The organism is Alcanivorax sp. MD8A, assembly GCF_002888555.1.
GTDB lineage: Bacteria > Pseudomonadota > Gammaproteobacteria > Pseudomonadales > Alcanivoracaceae > Alcanivorax.
This window is the reverse complement of record NZ_AQOQ01000007.1, coordinates 83754-98684: the sequence shown is the minus strand read 5'-3', so window position 1 is coordinate 98684 and position 14931 is coordinate 83754. Positions and strand designations below refer to the sequence as shown.

Annotated in this window: 19 protein-coding genes; 13 read left to right on the top strand and 6 right to left on the bottom strand. The window is 56.6% G+C overall.

Annotation, left to right across the window (positions count from 1 at the left end; translation table 11 throughout):
- Positions 1-122 precede the first annotated feature (122 nt).
- From A15D_RS05565 to A15D_RS05555, 3 genes are read left to right on the top strand one after another with little or no spacing between them, the layout of a single operon-like run.
- The gene (locus A15D_RS05565) at positions 123-788 is read left to right on the top strand and encodes a PaaI family thioesterase (RefSeq protein WP_102791123.1); all 666 of its coding nucleotides are present in this window, start codon (positions 123-125) and stop codon (positions 786-788) included.
- 3 nt (positions 789-791) lie between these two features.
- Positions 792-1499, top strand: coding sequence for a PaaI family thioesterase (locus A15D_RS05560; RefSeq protein ID WP_102791122.1), 708 nt, complete (start codon positions 792-794; stop codon positions 1497-1499).
- Positions 1500-1510: 11 nt separating this feature from the next.
- Complete coding sequence (locus A15D_RS05555; protein WP_102791121.1) at positions 1511-1840, top strand: NGG1p interacting factor NIF3; 330 nt, start codon at positions 1511-1513, stop codon at positions 1838-1840.
- Positions 1841-1912: 72 nt separating this feature from the next.
- Here A15D_RS05555 and A15D_RS05550 read toward each other — a convergent pair whose 3' ends face one another.
- The gene (locus A15D_RS05550; RefSeq protein ID WP_102791120.1) at positions 1913-2470 is read right to left on the bottom strand and encodes an NUDIX hydrolase; all 558 of its coding nucleotides are present in this window, start codon (positions 2468-2470) and stop codon (positions 1913-1915) included.
- 320 nt (positions 2471-2790) lie between these two features.
- Between A15D_RS05550 and A15D_RS05545 the strand changes: the two genes are divergently transcribed.
- From A15D_RS05545 to A15D_RS05530, 4 genes are read left to right on the top strand one after another with little or no spacing between them, the layout of a single operon-like run.
- Positions 2791-3453 (top strand): helix-turn-helix transcriptional regulator, encoded by a 663-nt coding sequence (locus A15D_RS05545; protein ID WP_233192098.1) that lies wholly within the window; start codon positions 2791-2793, stop codon positions 3451-3453.
- On the top strand, positions 3453-3863 hold the full coding sequence (locus tag A15D_RS05540; RefSeq protein WP_102791118.1) for a CsgE family curli-type amyloid fiber assembly protein: 411 nt from the start codon (positions 3453-3455) through the stop codon (positions 3861-3863). The genes A15D_RS05545 and A15D_RS05540 overlap by 1 nt, the downstream gene beginning before the upstream one ends.
- A complete protein-coding gene (locus A15D_RS05535) occupies positions 3863-4267 on the top strand; it encodes a curli assembly protein CsgF (RefSeq protein WP_102791117.1) in 405 nt (134 codons plus the stop codon). Before A15D_RS05540 ends, A15D_RS05535 begins: the two co-directional genes overlap by 1 nt.
- Before the next feature lie 15 nt (positions 4268-4282).
- Positions 4283-5122 carry a CsgG/HfaB family protein gene (locus tag A15D_RS05530; RefSeq protein ID WP_102791116.1) on the top strand — a complete coding sequence of 280 codons (840 nt, stop codon included), beginning with the start codon at positions 4283-4285 and terminating at the stop codon, positions 5120-5122.
- A 184-nt stretch (positions 5123-5306) separates the two neighbouring features.
- On the opposite strand, the gene A15D_RS05525 is transcribed toward A15D_RS05530, so the two are convergent.
- The 4 genes from A15D_RS05525 to A15D_RS05510 form a co-directional block, all read right to left on the bottom strand.
- On the bottom strand, positions 5307-5639 hold the full coding sequence (locus tag A15D_RS05525; RefSeq protein ID WP_102791115.1) for a hypothetical protein: 333 nt from the start codon (positions 5637-5639) through the stop codon (positions 5307-5309).
- A gap of 55 nt (positions 5640-5694) precedes the next feature.
- Complete coding sequence (locus A15D_RS05520) at positions 5695-6573, bottom strand: hypothetical protein (protein ID WP_146026854.1); 879 nt, start codon at positions 6571-6573, stop codon at positions 5695-5697.
- A gap of 286 nt (positions 6574-6859) precedes the next feature.
- A complete protein-coding gene (locus tag A15D_RS05515; protein ID WP_158245783.1) occupies positions 6860-8122 on the bottom strand; it encodes a hypothetical protein in 1263 nt (420 codons plus the stop codon).
- Between the two features lie 54 nt (positions 8123-8176).
- The gene (locus tag A15D_RS05510; RefSeq protein WP_102791112.1) at positions 8177-8722 is read right to left on the bottom strand and encodes a hypothetical protein; all 546 of its coding nucleotides are present in this window, start codon (positions 8720-8722) and stop codon (positions 8177-8179) included.
- A gap of 376 nt (positions 8723-9098) precedes the next feature.
- Here A15D_RS05510 and A15D_RS05505 point away from each other — a divergent pair, with 376 nt between their 5' ends.
- Genes A15D_RS05505 through rssA form a run of 4 tightly spaced genes read left to right on the top strand, consistent with a single transcriptional unit; the run spans position 9099 to position 11362 of the window.
- Positions 9099-9695, top strand: a complete 597-nt coding sequence (locus A15D_RS05505) for a CoA pyrophosphatase (protein ID WP_102791111.1) — start codon at positions 9099-9101, stop codon at positions 9693-9695.
- Entirely contained in the window at positions 9692-10231 is a 540-nt protein-coding gene (locus tag A15D_RS05500) for a gamma carbonic anhydrase family protein (protein ID WP_102791110.1), read from the top strand. The genes A15D_RS05505 and A15D_RS05500 overlap by 4 nt, the downstream gene beginning before the upstream one ends.
- Positions 10224-10436 (top strand): DUF1289 domain-containing protein, encoded by a 213-nt coding sequence (locus A15D_RS05495; RefSeq protein ID WP_102791109.1) that lies wholly within the window; start codon positions 10224-10226, stop codon positions 10434-10436. Before A15D_RS05500 ends, A15D_RS05495 begins: the two co-directional genes overlap by 8 nt.
- Positions 10433-11362 (top strand): patatin-like phospholipase RssA, encoded by a 930-nt coding sequence (gene rssA / locus A15D_RS05490; RefSeq protein ID WP_102791108.1) that lies wholly within the window; start codon positions 10433-10435, stop codon positions 11360-11362. Before A15D_RS05495 ends, rssA begins: the two co-directional genes overlap by 4 nt.
- Before the next feature lie 110 nt (positions 11363-11472).
- On the opposite strand, the gene A15D_RS05485 is transcribed toward rssA, so the two are convergent.
- The gene (locus A15D_RS05485; protein ID WP_102791107.1) at positions 11473-13074 is read right to left on the bottom strand and encodes a GMC family oxidoreductase; all 1602 of its coding nucleotides are present in this window, start codon (positions 13072-13074) and stop codon (positions 11473-11475) included.
- 107 nt (positions 13075-13181) lie between these two features.
- Between A15D_RS05485 and A15D_RS05480 the strand changes: the two genes are divergently transcribed.
- Together A15D_RS05480 and A15D_RS05475 are read left to right on the top strand one after the other, a co-directional pair.
- The gene (locus A15D_RS05480) at positions 13182-13838 is read left to right on the top strand and encodes a DUF3047 domain-containing protein (RefSeq protein WP_102791106.1); all 657 of its coding nucleotides are present in this window, start codon (positions 13182-13184) and stop codon (positions 13836-13838) included.
- A 505-nt stretch (positions 13839-14343) separates the two neighbouring features.
- Positions 14344-14904 carry an HNH endonuclease gene (locus A15D_RS05475; RefSeq protein WP_102791105.1) on the top strand — a complete coding sequence of 187 codons (561 nt, stop codon included), beginning with the start codon at positions 14344-14346 and terminating at the stop codon, positions 14902-14904.
- The last annotated feature ends 27 nt before the right edge of the window (positions 14905-14931 follow it).

Here is a 14931-nt window from a genome sequence, read left to right as displayed (position 1 = left end):
TCCGCCTTTTTTATGTCCTTTTATGAACTTGTGGCGGCGAGAGGCGACGTTCAGAATCAAACGATCGTTTGAACCGTGTTTCGCTGTTCATTATTCACTGTTAACTGTTCACTGAATTATTCATGACCGAAAAAACCTTCGGGCCTTTTGAATTGCAGAAGGCTTACAGCACCGAGCCTGTGCCGGATGATTTTGTTCTGCGTCGGCGTATCAGTACTGCCATGCGTACGTTGTCCGAGCGGGTGATTCGTGCCGAGGTGGATCAAGCCACCCTGCAGCACTGGGCCGAGCAACTGGAAGCCGTGGTGGCGACGGTGGGGGAGCCGGAACGGCGCGACAGCAAGCAGGCGAATCGCAAGCTGTTTACCGGGGCGGCCACCATCGAAGACCTTTACCACATGATGGATTTTGATCCGATCAGTGGCGGTGCCAACCCGATTGCGCCCCAGGTCACCTGGGTGCAAGAGGGCCAGGAGGGGGTCGAAGGTACCCTGCGTCTGGGGCAGCAATACCAGGGCCCGCCGGGGCGGGTGCACGGTGGGGTGATCGCCTGGATTCTGGACGCGGTATTGTCACGGGCCCTGCACGCCGCCTTCCGGCTGGGCGTCACCGGCACGTTGAATATCCGTTATCTGGCAGGGACCCCCATTGAAGACACGATTACCTGCCGTGCAAGGATTACCGGACAGGAAGGACGCAAGATCTTTATCGAAGGCAGTATCTGGCACGGAGACCAGCAGACTGTGCACGCAGAAGGGGTGTGGTTGACCCCCAAGAGTTTGGGGTAGCACATGAGTGAGCCAAGGTACCACTTCAAGGATATCCGCGTGGCAGAAACGCCGGCACCGACGCCGCGGGCCCAGTTGCATCGCGACCTGGGCAAGGCGCTGGCGGACCTGAACGAGCAGGTGCTGCGCCTGGATGCGCCGGAGTCAAAACTGCGCGAATACATCGCACACGTGAACCAGATGCGCGATGACCTGGCCCAGTACGGCAATCGGGATTACATGGAGATTACCCAGCGCCTGCTGGCGGGGCAGGGCAGTGGCGACGACGTTACCGATCTGGTGGATTTCGAGATCCTTTCCGGCAAGGCATCCCCGGTCTCCCCGCCGCTGGAGTTATGGCTCGACGGTGACACGGTGTGCGGGCGCGCCCACTTTGGCATGGTCTATCAGGGGCCGCCGGGGCGAGTGCACGGTGGCGTGTTGGCCCTGTCTCTGGATATGCTGATGGCCAAGACACAGGATTATGTGCGGCAGATCGGCATGACCGGCACCCTCAATATCCGCTATCTGGCCGGAACGCCCATTCAGCATGATGTGGATTTCGAAGCCCGATTGATCAAACTGGACCGGCGCAAGCTGCTCTGCGAAGGTTCGGTCTGGGTCAATGGCCAACAAACGGTGGCCGCAGAAGGGATCTGGATCTCCGCCCACGGCGAGTATGCCCTCAAGCCGGAATACGCAGAGCTGGAAGCCGCCATTCGCGCCCAATAACAGGAGTGACCATGGAAGAGATGACCTACAAGCTGTGTTTCTACGTGCCGGTGAGCCATGTGGAGCAGGTGAAGCAGGCGATCTTCCAGGCTGGCGCCGGTCACATTGGTGACTACGACAGTTGTGCCTTTCAGGTATTGGGGCAAGGTCAGTTTCGCCCTCTTGATGGCAGCCAGCCTTTTCTGGGCCAGCAGGGGGAAGTCGAGGTGGTAGAGGAATACCGGGTCGAAACCATCGTCACCGCCGCCTGTCTGCAGGCGGCGATTAGCGCCTTACGGCTGGCGCATCCCTATGAAGAGCCCGCCATTGATCTGTGGAAGCTGGAACCGCTTCCCGCCTGATCCCGCCGCTGTAGCGCTCTTTGCCGGAGCATTGCCCTTGGCAGTGGCCTGACGGCAGGTAATTAACCGCCTTTAGTCCTCACTGGGGCGACGTTTCAGCGGGGCAATATCCTGGCATCGCACCGGGAAACGGTCTTCCTTCAGATCATCAATGTAAAAGCGCAGGGTGCGGCCAATCGTGGGAAAGGCCAGTTCATCCCAGGGAATCTCGTCCAGTGCAAACAGGCCGGCATCACTGCTTTCTTCGCCCACGTCATATTTGCCATCCACCAGTTCACCAAGAAAGAAGACGTACACCTGGTTGATGTGCGGAAGGTTGAAGACGGTATACAGGTCGTCAATGGCAACCGTGGCACAGGCCTCCTCCCAAGTTTCCCGGGCGGCACCTTCCTGGAGGGTTTCGCCGTTTTCCATAAAGCCGGCAGGCAGGGTCCAGTAGCCTTTGCGCGGCTCAATGGCGCGCTTGCACAACAGCACTTTGCCCTCCCAGACAGGCACTGCGCCGACCACGATCTTGGGGTTTTGATAGTGAATGGCTTCGCACTGGTCGCACCAGTAACGAGGGCGGTTATCGCCTTCCGGGATACTGAAATGCAGATTCGGGTTGCCGCACTGGCTGCAAAAACGCATGAAAACTCACTTCCTGTCACCTTAAGTCAGGCAGTGTACCCGAGATGAAGGTGGCAATGCCTTATTCATGGGGGTGCAATCCCGTACAATAGGGAGTATAAAAAATATGCAGGGCAAAATGTGACCTGCGTCACCATTTTTCAATGTTTAAAAATAGCCGGAAGGATTAGTGCTCCCGTGGCCGCTAACGGCCTAGACTAACCATCCGGTCGACGCTTGGATCGGCCCTTTGGCCTCCGGCCAATCAGGAAGGGAACGACTCTCATCATGCGGCATTACGCATGATTTAGGGGAAAGGGGATATTGATATGGACGCTTCGATGGCGCAGGGATCGCGTGACGACAGTAAGACTTATCTCGTTGTCTCTCATTGCAACAATCTGGCAATCCGGCTGCTGGCCCGCTCGATAGAGACTCAGCGCGGGGTGACCTGTACTGCGATCACACGGGATGATCTGTTCTGCGACCAGATTCAGGACGATCTGGTCCTGATCAATGTGCTGGATTTTCCCTCTGCGGAAATCGAGAGGTTGCTGGGACGCATTCAGGAACGCATGCCATTGTGTCGTGTGATACTCGTCAATGCAGATCGCGGAGACAATATCTTTTTCCTGTTGAACTGGCCCGTGGTAAAAGGGGTTATCTATCAGCAAGACAACGATACGCTGATTTCCAAGGCGATTGATGTGGTGTGCAAGGGAAGAAGCTGGTTTCCCCGCAACTACATGGATTATCTGGTACGTCACCGCAAGACACCGACCCGGTGTGGCCATGTGTTTGAAAGCCTCACCAGCCGTGAGCGTCAGATGCTGGACCACGTGGTGCGGGGTATGAGCAACAACGAAATCGCCGACGCCCTGTGCCTGAGCACCCATACCGTCAAAGCCCACCTGCAGAGCCTGTACCGTAAGGTAGGTGTAAAAAACCGGGTGGGAGTGATGCGCTGGGTTCACGAAAACCACCTGGAAGAAGAGGGGCAGTAATGGCTGCCCGGCGACATGCCTGGTGCGCATTGCTGCTACTGGGGATGTTGCTGACCCTTTCTGCTGCCCGGGCATCGGACCTGGAGCAGGACATGGGGGTGGTGGTGGACCAGACCGTTACACCCATCGGCAAACGTTTCTATCAGCAATTCGCTTATCAACGGCACTATCTGTACCCGGATACGCCGTTCAGTCTCAGTATTTTTGAACAACCTTCCGCCAGAAGCGGCAGCATTATCACCATCAAGGGCGCGGACTCTACGCTGAGTCGTTTTGTTCTGTCTTTCGCATCCAACTGGGAAGACGCCCGGGTGCAATCGGTGGTGCAGTCGGTAGAGATGCAGGTCAGGCGCCTCAAGCTGATGAATGCCCTGGTGGATAACCCGGATCTGGCCAAGGACGGCTACTAATGAAAAGGATGATGATATTGGCCCTGCTGGCGCTGGGCGCACCGGCAATTGGCAGTGAACTGGTTTACCAGCCGGTGAACCCCAACTTCGGGGGAAATCCCCTCAATGGTTCTCACTTGCTGGGCAATGCCCAGGCCCAAAATGATTACAAGGATCCTGAGGCGTCCTCTTCCGGGTATGAGCGTCCTTCCGATCTGGAGCGCCTGACCTCCTCATTGCAATCACGGTTGCTCAGTCAGCTGCTGGCGGATGTGGGGGCGGGGAACGAAGGCAGCATTGTCACGGAAGACTTTGCCATCAATATCGTCGATAACCAGGGCATTCTGTCGATCATTATCGAGGATGTTAATACCGGAGAAATCACACAGATCGAAGTGGATGGTCTGGTGCCGGATAGCTTCTAGTATTCAGGGAAGAATATGTACCTATCAATCTGTAAAGCAGGCTTGGTTCTGGGCCTGATGGCGCTGTTGTCCGCTTGTGTGACGCCGCCGTTGGAGCCAGAAGCGCCCGAGCTGGTGGAAAAATCCGAAGTGGCCCAGGATCTGGAAAAACTGCCGGAGCCCAAGGGACGCATCATGGCATCGGTGTACAGCTTTCGGGATTTGACGGGGCAGTATCGTCCGGCGCCGTCCTCTTCGTTCTCTACGGCCGTCACACAGGGGGCTGCGGCGTTTCTGATCGATGCACTGAATCGTTCCGGCTGGTTTTTGACCCTGGAACGGGAAGGGCTGCAGGATCTGCTCACCGAGCGAAAAATCGCCCGGGCGGTGGTGGAAAAGCGTCAGAAGGAAGGCGCAGCAGTGGCAGATGTCCCGGATCTTTTCTCGTCGGATATCCTTTTCCAGGGTGGCATTGTTGCCTATGAAACCAATATCAAGACGGGAGGCCTTGGCGCCCGTTATTTGGGGGTGGGTGCGTCAGAACAGTACCGTGCCGATCAGGTGACGGTGAACCTGCGGGCGGTAGATGTCCGTACGGGTCGCATTATCAGCACAGTGTCTACCCGCAAGACGATCTATAGCAAAGAGCTACAAGTCGGGGTCTACCGGTACATCGATTTCAAGGAACTGCTGGAAACAGAAGCCGGTGTGACGACCAATGAGCCCGTGCAGCAATGCGTGAAGCTGGCCATTGAAGCGGCCGTTGCGCACCTGATTGTCAAAGGGGTGCTGGAAGGTAACTGGCAACTGAAGAACCCTGGCGACATGGAGTCAGAGGTGATTCAGCAATACAGCTTGGCGTTCCAGCAGGAATAGTGAGAGCGGTACGCAAAGCCGGGGGCGAGATGCTGAGATCGGCACTGTCCGCCCTGGCGAGTGAACGTCTCGCATCAGTCAAAATCGTTTCTGACCCCATCGTGTCGCTGTGCAGGCGGGAGCCATTATTCAGAGGCTCGCTGACGCCTGCATCAATGCGATTTTTCTGGTTGGCGCTGCCGGGTTATTGCGCGGCAAAACTCTGGCTGGTTTCAGCAACGATGTTTTGCTCGCTGTCTCGCAGCGTCGCATTTACCAGCACGGTATCGGAGGCAGTGAGGTTGACTTTCATGTCGCCGACGACGAGATCCTCTGCGTCGATGATGGTATGTCCGGCCTGGCGCGTCCTGCTGGTGCCGCTCCCTCCTTTTTTCTCCAGTTCAATCTCGTAGTAAAGCGGCTTCCCGTCTACCGGACAGCGCAAAGAAAGCTGAAACCGATGCAGAGGAGGGGTGGGTTCGTGCACGACTTTTATCATGCAGTGATCCGGCGCGTCGTGATTGCTGTAGGCAGGCATAAAAAAGCTTCCTCCAATAAGTGCGATGGCCCAACGAGACATCGCGATAAGCCGACTAGAACTGATGGATGTTGGCATGGTTTCCATTCCCAAACTGTATGATGCGCGCCCCATTGGCGCCGGAAGACTGAAAGATCAAGGCGTCATTGCCTGATGCCGTCGCGGGTGAACTATGTTGCTGGACTCGAGCCTGGTTCAGATCATTTTGTTGGTGGATCAGGGACGTGTTGTTGTCCCCGGCCTGATCTGCCCAGCCGGTCGCTCCCTCACCATTATGTTGGGTTATCTGGCTGTGTTGTGCGCCCATCAGATGACTGTCGCGCTGACGAATGGTGGCTTTGGCATTGACGGTGTCTTGCTGGTGAATCTGCGCGTGTGAAAGCGGTGTCGCTGCCTGCTCAATGTGGGCGGTGCTTGAGGCCGCATTGGATTGTTCGATTACGCTGAGTGAGTCAGTGGTATGCATTTGCGAAATCATCGCCGCCGAACGATCGGTGGTGGTCTGGCTGATATGCGCCTGGCTCATGACACTGTGTGACTGGAACACCTGAGCGTCATCCTGTGTGCTGTCCTGCTGGATGACACTGCCGGATGCCACTGTGCTATTGAATTGCGTGACGAAAACCGAAGAGAGCGATGTTTTACGTTGCTCAATGGTGGTTACCGTGGCGTTAGCGTTGGTTTGTTCAATTCGAGCGCTGACGTGGTCGCTTGCGCTTTGTGTTGCAGCAGCTTGGCTGTGCTCACCCTGGGTCATGATCTGGATGTGGCTGGACCGGCTCTCTGTTTGCACCGCATTGGCCAGATTTTGACTGCCGTACTGCCCAATAGCCGCAGTATGGGTTTCAGCCATTGAACCCGATGAAAGCAGTAGTGTGCACAGGATTCCGCCCAGTGTCGGTCCAGGCAAAAAACAAGGCATCCATTTTTTCATGATGGAGTCCTCAGGGGAGACCCGCAACGGCCCATAGCAAAAGGCGTGAAGATCAGTCTGACCAAGGGGGAATTGAGATGATATTAGCCATGGTTACTGAATTTGGTCCTGCGCCATGCGGTAGGGTGAGGGTGTTGCCGTCGATACCTTTGTGCCAATGAGAAACCAACGTGTTTTCGAATCAATCCAGGTAGTTATTACGGGGCTGAGGGCCATTTATTAGGCGTTCTTTTCTTCAATAAAAAAAAGGCCACCAGAGGTGGCCTCTTTTCTGGAAGCGCCGTTATTACATCTGAGTAATAGAGGCGTTATTGCCGGCACCACCGTGCTGGCTGATGCTCGCAGCATTGAAGTCAGAAGACTGCAGGATAGTTGCAGTGTTCGGATCAACGCCGGTGCCCAGGCCCGTTTGCAGGATGTCAGCGACGTTACCTTCGCCAGACTGCTCGATGGAAGCAATGCCATACTCAGCAGGTGCTGTTTGGTTGATGTAAGCATCGTTACCAATGTTGGACTGCAGAATGGTAGCTTCACCATTGCCGCCCCACTGGTCGATGTCGCCGACGTTGTTGGTGCCGGACTGAGTCACGGAACCTACGTTGTCAGAGCCGGATTGCTCTACACGACCGTAGTTGAAGGCGTCAGATTGGGTAATGGTGGCTACGTTACGATCGCCCAGACCTTGATCCACTTCAGCAATGTTGCTGTCGCCGGACTGCATCACGGTGGCGGAGCTTTCAGTGGATTCGTCCTGGATTACGCTGGCCATACCATTGGTGCCACTCTGGTCGATGAGGGCGTCAGACAACCAGGAAAAGTCCTGGCTGACGGTACCAATGTTGTTGTCGCCGGATTGCAGGATCGTGGCGGTGGCACCGTCAGAAATGGCGACCTGGCTGATGTCAGCGGTATTGTCTGAGCCGCTTTGGTCAACGGTGGCAGTTGCGAACCAGCTGTCGTCCTGCAGGACGGTAGCGGTATTGTTGTCGTTGGTCTGGGTTACGGTCGCAACGGAGCCAATCAGGTTGTTCTGGGTGACGGTTGCCTGCAGGTTGAAACCATTGGTTTGGGTGATGCTGGCTTCCGCGTCGGTGGAAGCGCTCTGAACAATGGTAGCACCGCTGTCATAGGCAGCATTCTGGTCGATGCTGGCCTGTGATGTGGTGGTGCCGCCGATCTGCTGGATGCTGGCAGAGGTGTAGTCAGAAATGGCGACCTGACTGATATCAGCATTGTTGGCGTCGCCATCCTGTTCGATGGTGGCAGTGGCGAACCAGCTATCGTCCTGGCTGATGGTGGCAATGTTGTCGTTACCGGTAGTGTCGACGTCAGCAGTCATCATGTTGGCGCTGTTGGCCTGGCTGACATCAGCGGTGTTGTTGTCACCATTCTGATCAACGGTTGCAACAGAGTCGTTAACGCTGGTCTGGCTGGTAGTGGCAGTGTTGCCGTTACCGGTCTGGTTGGTGGTGGCGGTGCTGCCTGCGGCCCAGCCAGTGCTGGTGATGGCGGCCAGTACGGCCACTGCCAGGGGCTTCATTACGTTCATGGGTGTTCTCCTCATCATTTATCTAGGCAAAAAATCAGTGCTGCAAAGTTCGTCTCATTGCTGAACCGAGACATTCATTCCGGATCCATACTGGATAACCGAAATTCCGTTGGCCGTGCCGGTCTGCTTGATATCGGCACGGTTTCCTATTCCGTATTGCTGTACATAAGCGCGGTTGTATTCACCGATCTGCTCAATGGTGGCGGTGTTGTACATGCCGTTTTGATCAATGGTGACGCTGTTGCCGATGCCGTATTGGGCGACGACGGCCAGGTTTTCCCAGCCGAGTTGGGTGATGTCGGCCTGCTGGTCTGATCCGTACTGGATAACGTCCGCCTGGTTGGCGTAACCCTGCTGGACAATGCGGGTATCGTGGGCGTGGCCTTGTTGATCAACGCTGGCCTGGTTGTTGCCGGTCTGCTCGACATATGCCATCAAATCGGCGCCGGTCTGGGAAATGTCGGCTTCGTTGCCGTGGGGGATTTCGTGGAAAAAGGACAGGTCGCCCGCATGGCTTTGCATGCCGGCCAGCAGCAGAATACCTGCCAGTGTCAGGCGTCGTGATTGCCCTGTTCCCATGTTGCCTTCCCTGAGCGCCATGATGCTTTTCCCTGAATGCCTTCCCGAGCATTTTTGTTCCTCGCCCAGTGAGTCTTGCGTGTTTCAGGATGGGGCGAAATTCGCCATGGGTGCTGAATTTCTGTGCATGATTTAACACCTCAGTGGTATACAGCTGTGCTGCCGGGTCGCATTCGGGATGCCTGCAAAGGGGGCAAAACGTGAGAAGTGCTGAATAACAAGGGAAATGTGATCTTGTTCGCGATTAGCCCCTCGGTGTAGGAGATTGTCCATAAGGTGTCATGCACGAATTTTGACCAGTGGAGAGGGAAGGGGCTCAAGGGGGCGAGACTGACTTGCCGCAGGCGGGATTGCTGTTCAAACTACCGTTTGAATCATCCAACAGAGGGAGAGCCGCGTGCTCGATTTGCTCAGGCAGCGTCTGCCTGATTACCAACGCACCGAATTGCCTTTGGCGCTCCCGGAAGCGGCGGTTCTGATGCCGCTGGTGGATGCGCCTGACCCTCGTGTCATTCTTACTGTGCGTTCCAGCAGCATGCCGACCCATGCCGGTGAGGTGGCGTTCCCGGGAGGAAAGCGGGACCCGGGCGACCGTAACCTGTTAATGACGGCGTTACGGGAAAGCCATGAGGAGGTGGGGCTGGAGTCCAGTTATGTGGATGTGCTGGGGCAGTTGTCGCCAGTCGCCTCCCGCTATGGCATGAAAGTCACGCCCTTTGTGGGGATTGTCCACCCCGATGCCCCCTTGCAGGCAGAACCGGGTGAAATCGAGCAGATCTTTCAGGTGCCTCTGCGCTTTTTTCTGGAAGAAACCCCGGAATTGTCCAGTCCGATTGACTTTTTTGGTCGTCGTTTCCGGATTCCCAGCTATTACTATGAAGACAAACGCATCTGGGGGCTCACGGCCTTCATGATTCTGGAATTGATCAACCATGTTTACGATGCAGGGATCCAGTTTGATGTCACTGGATTGCCTGAAGAGGACAACACATGATTTACAAGATTGGCAGCCGTCAGCTGGAAATGCGTGGCGAGGGCCACTGGATTGCCGATAACGCTACGGTCATTGGCTCGGTGATTATGGAAGCCAATACCAGCATCTGGTTCAACGCGGTATTGCGAGCCGATAACGATGTGATCGAAATCGGGGAGAATACCAATATTCAGGATGGCTCGGTGCTGCACGTCGATCCGGGTGTTCCCATGAAAATCGGTCGTGATGTGACGGTTGGGCACAAGGTCATGTTGCACGGTTGCACGATCGGCGATAACAGCCTGATTGGCATCAATGCGGTGGTGCTCAACAAGGCCGTGATTGGCAAAAACTGCATCATCGGCGCGAATTCCCTGGTCCCGGAAGGCATGAAGATTCCGGATAATTCATTGGTAATGGGCTCACCGGCAAAAGTCGTGAAGGAAATCACCGATGGTCACAAGGCCATGTTGACCATGAGCAGCATGCACTATGTGGCTCATGCCAAGGAATTCCGTGATCATCTTGAAGTGGATGAACGCTTCTCCCATGACTGATCGGCAACTGGTTTCGCCCTGCGTATCCATCTGCGCGCTGGATGAAGACGATATCTGTGTGGGCTGCTTCCGTACCGGTGGGGAAATTTCCATCTGGGGGTTGCTGTCGGATGACGAAAAGCGCGAAGTGTTCCGGCGCATCGAACGGCGAATGAACGGTGAAACTGCACCCTGTGTGGTGCGCAAGAACAAGGATGGCCAATGACCACGCAGCTTGCGCAAGAGCAGGGCAGTAAACCGGTTGTCGGGTTGGCGCTGGGCAGTGGCTCTGCCCGTGGCTGGGCGCATATCGGCATCATACAGGCGCTGGAAGATATCGGTGTTCAGCCTCAGGTCGTGGCGGGTACGTCCATTGGTGCGCTGGTCGGTGGGGCTTATGTCACCGGCTCGCTGGATGCGTTTGCCGACTGGGTGGAGACGCTGACCGTTAAGGATGTGTTCGGGCTGCTCGATATCAGTTTTTCCGGTGGCATGGTGAAAGGCGAGAAGCTGTTTGGTTTTTTCCGCGAGCATCATGCCAACCCGGATATCGAGACTCTGGACAAGAAACTGGTCACTGTCGCCACAGATATGCAAAGCGGCCGCGAGGTTTGGATTACCGAAGGCAAGATGCTGGATGCTGCCCGTGCTTCCTGCGCGCTGCCGGGGTTGTTTTCACCGGTAAAACGTCAGGGACGCTGGATGCTGGATGGGGGTCTGGTGAACCCGGTGCCGGTCTCTGCCGCCCGTGCCATGGGTGCGGATGTGGTGATCGCTGTGAATCTGAATGCGCAGTTGGTGGGTGCTCACATGGCCCGTGACTCCCGCGCCCAGGTGGATCAGGCCGGTGGCAGCGACGAAGAGCGCAGCATCTGGAACAAGATGATGGATTATTTCTCATCCAGCGATGGTGAGGACCCCGGCTTCTTCGATGTGGTGGCGTCCAGTATCAATATCATGCAGGACCGCATCACCCGGTCGCGTATGGCGGGTGACCCGCCGGAAGTCACGCTGGTGCCCATGCTGGAAGATTTTGCCCTGATGGACTTCCACCGGGCGAAGGAAGCGATCGAGGAAGGGCGAGCGCTGGTGAAACGTTATGAAGCCGACATCCTGGCTTGGGTAGGCTCGCCCCTGGCGGATCGGGTGTAGCGGCCTGTTGGCGGTAATCGCCTGCAGACAGGTTCCCACTAGTGATTGTACTCTCACGCCGTTTTGCCACATGACCTCTTCGGGTTCTGTGGCAAAACGGTGCCAAGAGGTTAGTCTTCCAGGCCGAGAATAAAGTCGGCGCCTTTTTCAGCAATCATCACTGTGGGGGCGTTGGTATTGCCCCCTACCAGCGTTGGCATGATCGACGCATCAATGACTCGCAACCCTTCCAGCCCGTGAACCCGCAAGCGGTCATCGACGACAGCCATATCATCCTGGCCCATCTTGCAGGTACCTACCGGGTGGTAGATGTTGTCGCATTTGCGGCGCAAATAATCACGCAGCTCGTCATCACTCTGAACCTGTTTACCCGGGTAGATTTCCTCACCGCGCCAGTCTTCCAGTGCCGGTTGTTGCATGATGGTGCGCATGGCTTTCAGGCCGCGCAGCATGCCTTCCATGTCCTCCGGGTGCTCAAGGAAGCGTGGGTCGATCAGTGCCGGCGAGCGTGGGTTGGCATCGCGCAGGGTAATGTTGCCTCGGCTTTTCGGCCGGAGAATGCAGACGTGGCCCGAGTAACCGTAGCCCATGCTGAACACGAAGTTGAGGCCGTGGTTGTCCAGACGAGCCGCGGTCAGGTGAAGCTGCAGGTCAGGGATAGACTCTTCCGGGCGAGACTTGATGAAACCACCGGCCTCGGCCACGTTGGAGGTTAGTTGTCCGGTGCGGCGGTAAAAGAAATCGAACACGCCCTTAAGGCCGGTCGAGAGCAACGCCCCCGGTGCCAGGCTCAGGGTATCCTTTTTCTTGCTCTTGTTGACCACCAGCACATCCGGGTGGTCCTGCAGGTTTTCTCCCACGCCGGGAAGGTCATGCACTAGCGGGATGTTGTGCTCGGCCAGTTCTGCTGCCGGGCCAACCCCGGATAGCTTCAGTACCTGGGGGGAATTGATCGCACCGCCGGAGAGAATGACCTCACTGGCCGCCTTCAGGGTACGGATCTGGCCATTGTGCTCCACTTCCACGCCGACAGCCCGTTTGCCCTCGAAGAGGATGCGGTTGGCCAGGCAGTTTGTCAGCACGGTCAGGTTAGGACGATCCATGGCCGGGTGCAGATAGGCTCGGGAGACCCCGCAACGCTCGCCATCTTTCTGGTTTACCTTGTAGAGCCCGACCCCTTCCTGCACATCGTTGTTGAAGTCGTCGGTTTCCGGGTGGCCAGCTTCTACCCCGGCCCGGACAAAGGCGTTACTGACAGGATGGTTATAGCGCAGGTTGGCGATGTTGAGCTTGCCGCCAGTGCCGTGGAAGGCATTTTCGCCATCTTCATAGTGCTCGGAGCGCTTGAACACGGGCAGCACGTCATCGTAGCTCCAGCCGCGATTGCCCAGCTCTGCCCAGTGGTCGTAGTCCCACTTGTGGCCGCGGGTGTAGCACATGGCATTCACCGCTGAGGAACCGCCGAGGGTCTTCCCGCGGGGGATATAGATCTGTCGGTTGTTGAGTGCTTTCTGTGGCACAGTGTAGTAACGCCAGTTACGGGCGTTGGAGCGCATCATCAGGATGATGCCGGCCGGAATACGAATGAAAAGGCTGTTGTCTGCCGGGCCAGCTTCCAGCAGGCAGACGCGGTTATCCGGGTTTTCGGAGAGACGGTTGGCAAGCACGCAGCCAGCGGAGCCAGCTCCGACAATGATGTAATCAAATTCCATGAAGTTTGCCTTCAAAAAGGTAGCTCAAGCACGAAAAGCAAAGGAAATGGCGACAGACCGGGCGCGCCTCTGCTCTATACATGCTGTGTATTCTAGGAAATTAAGCCATGAAAACGAGGTCTGTGACTGACTCGGTGGTCCAATGTATACCTGCGCTGCTGCTAATGTCTTTGGCTGTGTGGCCTCTAGGGCCGGCTTTGGCGGTGGCAGACGCGGCGGGAGCGTTGCCTGAAGGATGGCGAGAAGTCCGGTTTTCCGGGCAGACCCACTATCGTCAGGTCGAGGGGTGTTGGCGGGGGACGTCTGATAACGCGGCATCCGGGCTGGTCCTTGAGTCGCGGGTGAATGTGTCACAAACGCCCTGGCTGGTGTGGTCGTGGCGTGCCTCAACCCTGCCTGCCTGGCCTTCCATCTCTGAGCGCAGCAAGGACGGGGATGATTTTCTGGCCAGGGTCTATGTGATCCACAAAGGCTGGCTACCCTGGCAAACGCGGGCCATCAATTATGTCTGGTCACGGGAGGCCCGGGTGGGTGAGCACTGGCCCAATCCGTTCGCCGATCAGGCTCATATGGTGGTAGTGCAGGGCAGGACAGGTGCGGGCGAGTGGCAACATTTTGCCCGGGATGTCCGGGCGGATTTTCTCCGTTATCACGGTATCGAGGTGGAAAGGGTCGATGCCGTGGCGATCATGACCGACACCGATAATACCGCCAGCCGGGCAGAAGCCTGTTATCGACTGCCGGTGTTCCAGGTTCGTCGCTGACAGTTGCGGTCGATTGCTGCCTCTGTATATTATTTGAGCTGTCTGTGATTAGCCTGTCGTGGCAGGTTAATCACAGACCTCCGGCAAAGGCGCACCATGGTGTTGAACCGACCGCCAACACAACTCCTTCCTTCCAGACCCTGTCTGCTGGCCGCCCTGTCTCCTTTGCCCTGCTGTCGCCGAATCGTCATCGCTCCTGACTTAGGGCCTGTTCACACTAATTCCGTGGCCCCTGTTGCGGCCCACAATGCGCCAATCTAGGCGCGAGGAGAGATGTTTGGTGTCTCCAAATGAACGACGAGCAACAACGAGTGGCGCATTGGGGGCCGCAACCCGAAGGGCTGGGCCCTTTTTCCGTCCAGCAGCTCCAACCGTTACTTATGTAGAGCAACTACACTGCGCACCGGTTGAAGCTACTGGACAAAAAAATGACTCCAGCAGGGGCCACGGAATTAGTGTGAACAGGCCCAGGCATCTATCCGCACACGCGACAGTGAGGTTGCCCATGAGTGAACGTATCCTGCGTCTGGACAAGGCTGGCACCCCGGTGGAGTGGCTGGATTGGCAGATGGCCGCCACCCTGTATGCCCGTGGCCTGGTGACCTGGACGCTGGGGGAGGTGATCTATCGATTGCGCGGGGGAGTATGCCGGGATACCGGCCAGCGTTCGTCGTTGTCGCTGCACTCGATCATTGCCTGTGATGGCACCCCCTTCTCATGTCGTCGTACCGCGCCACCATTGACGAACCGGGCCCTATTTCGTCGTGATCAGCATCTGTGCCTGTATTGTGGGAAACCCTTTGCTGAAAATGCGCTCACTCGGGACCACATTGTGCCGACCTCCAGAGGGGGCAAAGACCGCTGGTCCAACGTGGTGTCGGCGTGCCGACGCTGCAATCAGCGCAAGGGAAATCGCCAGCTGGAAGAAATCGACATGGAGTTGCTGGCTCTCCCTTATGTGCCGAACATGGCGGAGTATCTGGCCTTGATCAACAGTCACCGAATTCGTGGTGACCAGATGGCGTTCCTGCGTAACCAGTTTGGTAAAGATAGCCGTCACTTGTAAAAGTCATTGTAAAATAATGTCCCTAAA